The sequence below is a fragment of the Sphingobium quisquiliarum P25 genome (genome assembly GCF_000445065.1).
GTDB classification, from domain to species: Bacteria; Pseudomonadota; Alphaproteobacteria; order Sphingomonadales; family Sphingomonadaceae; genus Sphingobium; species Sphingobium quisquiliarum.
The window spans coordinates 1-3,843 of the sequence record NZ_ATHO01000116.1 but is presented as its reverse complement, the minus strand read 5'-3'; the positions used below and the strand labels follow the sequence as shown (position 1 = coordinate 3,843).

Below are 3,843 nucleotides of genomic sequence, written 5' to 3'. Positions count from 1 at the left end.
ACGGTATAGCCGCACGTCGCGCACTCGCATTTGAGCATCCGGGTTTTCTGCTTCTTCGGCGCGGTCGACTCCCCATCGGTGTCGAGACGGGCATGGGGGAGGGGGCCAACGGCGTCCAAGATCGGCGCGACGGCCGCAAGAAACGCCTCGCCGGGGGTGGTGGCGCGCATCGGCCCGACGAGCCCCAGCCCCAGCGCGATCCGTTTAAACGCTTTCCCATGCCCTGCCGGGATGCCGACGGCGGCATGGACCAGCTCATGCGCGAGGATGGCCGCGATCTGCGCCGGCATGGCGTCGGGCGCGTGCGCCAGGTCGGGCCGGATGAAGATTTCAAAATGGCCGTCCGCGCTCAAGCGATTATCCCAGCACTCGCCGATCGCCTTGGCCTTCGCGCCTCTGCTGGTGAAGCCGATCGCCACGCGCACGCGGTCGGGCAGGGGGGCGTCCAGCGCCTCGAACAGCGGAGCCATGCCCTGCGCCACCGCATTGAGCCAGCTTTCACGGGTTTGGTGGGTCATCGTCCTTACTCCCTTCAAATCGCCTGTCCGGCGATGGCCATGCCATCGGCCGGAACACGGACGCCCAAGAACGCCGGCGGGAGAGGGGGGCAGCGGGATTCGATGGGGGTGGAGCGGCCGCAGCGCAGCGAGGCACGGCCCCGTCTAATCCCGTTGCGGGGGAGAGAAGGCCGGGACCGGCTTTCCCCCACAAGGCAGACGACGCGCCGGCGAACGCCGGCACCTTGGCTAGCGAGATCCGCTTGCGATCTCGCCCCCGCCATGTGGGTCGTCACCTTGGGCCAAGACCGCTTGCGGGCTTGGGGAGCGCAGCGAGTAGGGCCACGGTGCCGCGCAGCGGCAGGCGCAAATCCCAGCCTCCGAACGCCCAAGGCGAAGGAGCTTGAATTAATGTCTCCGTTTTGATACACCCAGCCTCATGAAGCCGGTAGAGTGGTTGGGAAGTAGCAAGGCCGATGTTCGCGCCTTCCCCGAAGATGCGCGAACAGATGCCGGTTGGCAGCTTGAGCTTGTCCAACGCGGCGACGATCCCGACGACTGGAAGCCCATGAAAACCGTGGGGCAAGGCGTTCGGGAAATTCGCATCCGGGAAGCGTCGGGCGCGTTCCGGGTGATCTATCTGGCGACGTTGGAAGACCGGGTTCTGGTGCTTCATGCGTTCCAGAAAAAGACGCAGGCAACGGCAAAGAAAGACCTCGAACTCGCGGCGCAAAGGTTGAAACGATGGAAGGCGGAGCAATGACATCGGAAATCTATGAGAACGTGTGGGACGCGCTCGCTGATACCGAGCAGGAGGCCGCGAACCTGAAACTGCGCTCGTCCTTGCTGTATGAAATCCGCAAGGTGGTGCAGGGCTGGAATGTCTCACAGGACGAAGCGGGCAAGCGGCTTGGGCTGACACGGCCCCGGACCAATGATCTGCTGCGCGGCAAGCTGGCCAAGTTCTCCCTGGATGCGCTCGTCAACATTGCAGCGTCGGCCCATCTGCACGTCGAGTTGACGCTGAAAGAAGCGGCCTGAGCGACGGGCAAAATGGCAGGCCATCGCCCGTTTCGCGATCTTGTGGCTGATCGCATGAAGGATTGGAGTCCAGAGCGCCGCGCCCAGTATGAGGCGCGCAAGGCGCAGTTCGAGGCCGAAATGGCGGCGACGGCCGAGCTGACCGGCCAAGCCGCGACGCGCGCGGCGATCGAGGAACTGGAAGCGGGGAAGGGGGCACGCTTCCCCAGCGTCGATGCGCTTATGACGGATTTGCATGATGGCGATTGATCGGCCGCGCAAAGGGGAAACGGCTGCGGAGTTTTTCAGGCGGCGTTCCAAAGGCTCCACATTGGATGGTCTTGACCGCATCTTGGCCAAGGTGCCCGATCGGCCTCCCGAACCCGGCGACGAATTGCCCGAAGGCTGGACGCCCGATCGGCTCCGGGACAACCGGCTATGAGGGCGATTTTCATCCGCCACGGCCAAAGCACCGGCAACGCCGGCGTGCCCTGCGATGATCTCGGCGCGATCGAGCTGACGGAGCTGGGCCAGGAACAGGCGCGCGAAGTCGCGGCGAGCTGGACGCAAGCGCCCGCGCTCATCGTCACGTCGCCCTATACGCGCACCCGGCAGACGGCCGCGCCGACGATCGCGCGCTTTCCCGGCGTGCCGGTCGAAGTGTGGCCGATCGAAGAGTTCACCTATCTGCAACCGGCGCGCTGGAACGGCACGCGCAGCGCGGAGCGGATGCCGCACCTCGAACGCTATTGGAGCGCGGCCGATCCTGATTATTGCGACGGGGAAGGGGCGGAGAGCTTCGCCACCCTGCTACGGCGCTGCGAGGCCGCGCTGGCGCGGCTCGCCGCCATGCCGGCTGCATCGCTGGTCTATGTGTTCGGGCATGGGCAGTTCATCCAGGCCGCGCGCGCGATCGTCGCTGACGCCCATCTGGACGAACGGGCCAAGATGCGGGCGTTCTGGCGCAAGGGCGAGCCGCCCGCGATCGCCAACGCGCAGCGGGTAGGATTTCATTGGGAAGGTGGCCGCTGGTCCTGTGCGCCGGCGCTGGCCGGCACGGCCTAAAACTGCGCGGAAAGCCGGGGCCACAAAGCCTGAAAATCTGCTTGCAGCGTCGCCCAGCTCGCGGAGTCCAGAAACTCGCCCTGGTCGTTATCTTCAAGCCGGTGATATTGCATGACGGCCGCCTCGGCTTCGGCCTGGTGCGCCGCAAGCCATGCCTCCATCTCGCGCACGATCTCATGCTGTTCCGGCCTCAACAGCTTCGGATTGACGTAGGTTCGCACAACGAAATTCGTCGGGGTGGGGTAAAAGACGGTGTGATTCCGCATACAATATTTGTTGAAGGTCACATGGCCGCCTGAATTGTCGATCTTTGGTTCGGCCTGGAAGCGACCGAGTAGCAGGCCGCCGGCGAACGGTATGGCGAGCGGCGATCCGTTCGCCGGCTCTGTTGCAAAAATCGTGAAGCTTGAGCATGCTTGGCGGAGATTGGACGGACGGAACGATGACGGATTTCAAGTGGCGCCATTTCCAGGGTGATGTGATCCTGTGGGCGGTGCGCTGGTATTGTCGCTATCCGATCAGCTATCGCGACCTTGAGGAAATGCTGGCGGAACGCGGCATTTCGGTCGACCATACGACGATCTATCGCTGGGTCCAGTGCTACGCCCCGGAGATGGAGAAGCGGCTGCGCTGGTTCTGGCGGCGTGGCTTTGATCCGAGCTGGCGCCTGGATGAAACCTACGTCAAGGTGCGGGGCAAGTGGACCTACCTGTACCGGGCAGTCGACAAGCGGGGCGACACGATCGATTTCTACCTGTCGCCGACCCGCAGCGCCAAGGCAGCGAAGCGGTTCCTGGGCAAGGCCCTGCGAGGCCTGAAGCACTGGGAAAAGCCTGCCACGCTCAATACCGACAAAGCGCCGAGCTATGGTGCAGCGATCACCGAATTGAAGCGCGAAGGAAAGCTGGACCGGGAGACGGCCCACCGGCAGGTGAAGTATCTCAATAACGTGATCGAGGCCGATCACGGAAAGCTCAAGATACTGATCAAGCCGGTGCGCGGTTTCAAATCGATCCCCACGGCCTATGCCACGATCAAGGGATTCGAAGTCATGCGAGCCCTGCGCAAAGGACAGGCTCGCCCCTGGTGCCTGCAGCCCGGCATCAGGGGCGAGGTGCGCCTTGTGGAGAGAGCTTTTGGCATTGGGCCCTCGGCGCTGACGGAGGCCATGGGCATGCTCAACCACCATTTCGCAGCAGCCGCCTGATCGGCGCAGAGCGACAGCCTACCTCTGACTGCCGCCAATCTTTGCAACAGAGCC

7 protein-coding genes are annotated in these 3,843 nt (G+C 64.0%); 5 read left to right on the top strand and 2 right to left on the bottom strand.

Annotated features, from left to right (window positions below):
* Window positions 1-518 (bottom strand): transcription elongation protein SprT (locus L288_RS34895; RefSeq protein WP_021238849.1); only part of this gene is annotated, 518 nt, incomplete at its 3' end.
* Window positions 519-936: 418 nt separating this feature from the next.
* Between L288_RS34895 and L288_RS34890 the strand changes: the two genes are divergently transcribed.
* The 4 genes from L288_RS34890 to L288_RS34870 all read left to right on the top strand — a co-directional run bounded on the left by L288_RS34890 (window position 937) and on the right by L288_RS34870 (window position 2,582).
* Window positions 937-1,260 carry a type II toxin-antitoxin system RelE/ParE family toxin gene (locus L288_RS34890; protein ID WP_013038657.1) on the top strand — a complete coding sequence of 108 codons (324 nt, stop codon included), beginning with the start codon at window positions 937-939 and terminating at the stop codon, window positions 1,258-1,260.
* The gene (locus L288_RS34885) at window positions 1,257-1,538 is read left to right on the top strand and encodes a helix-turn-helix domain-containing protein (RefSeq protein ID WP_013038658.1); all 282 of its coding nucleotides are present in this window, start codon (window positions 1,257-1,259) and stop codon (window positions 1,536-1,538) included. Before L288_RS34890 ends, L288_RS34885 begins: the two co-directional genes overlap by 4 nt.
* Before the next feature lie 54 nt (window positions 1,539-1,592).
* Window positions 1,593-1,787 carry a hypothetical protein gene (locus L288_RS34880; protein ID WP_021223634.1) on the top strand — a complete coding sequence of 65 codons (195 nt, stop codon included), beginning with the start codon at window positions 1,593-1,595 and terminating at the stop codon, window positions 1,785-1,787.
* Window positions 1,788-1,955: 168 nt separating this feature from the next.
* Window positions 1,956-2,582, top strand: a complete 627-nt coding sequence (locus L288_RS34870; protein ID WP_013038661.1) for a histidine phosphatase family protein — start codon at window positions 1,956-1,958, stop codon at window positions 2,580-2,582.
* On the opposite strand, the gene L288_RS34865 is transcribed toward L288_RS34870, so the two are convergent.
* Window positions 2,579-2,869 carry a hypothetical protein gene (locus L288_RS34865; protein ID WP_015449382.1) on the bottom strand — a complete coding sequence of 97 codons (291 nt, stop codon included), beginning with the start codon at window positions 2,867-2,869 and terminating at the stop codon, window positions 2,579-2,581. The genes L288_RS34870 and L288_RS34865 overlap by 4 nt on opposite strands.
* Before the next feature lie 155 nt (window positions 2,870-3,024).
* Here L288_RS34865 and L288_RS34860 point away from each other — a divergent pair, with 155 nt between their 5' ends.
* Window positions 3,025-3,789 carry an IS6-like element IS6100 family transposase gene (locus tag L288_RS34860; RefSeq protein ID WP_001389365.1) on the top strand — a complete coding sequence of 255 codons (765 nt, stop codon included), beginning with the start codon at window positions 3,025-3,027 and terminating at the stop codon, window positions 3,787-3,789.
* Window positions 3,790-3,843 lie beyond the last annotated feature (54 nt).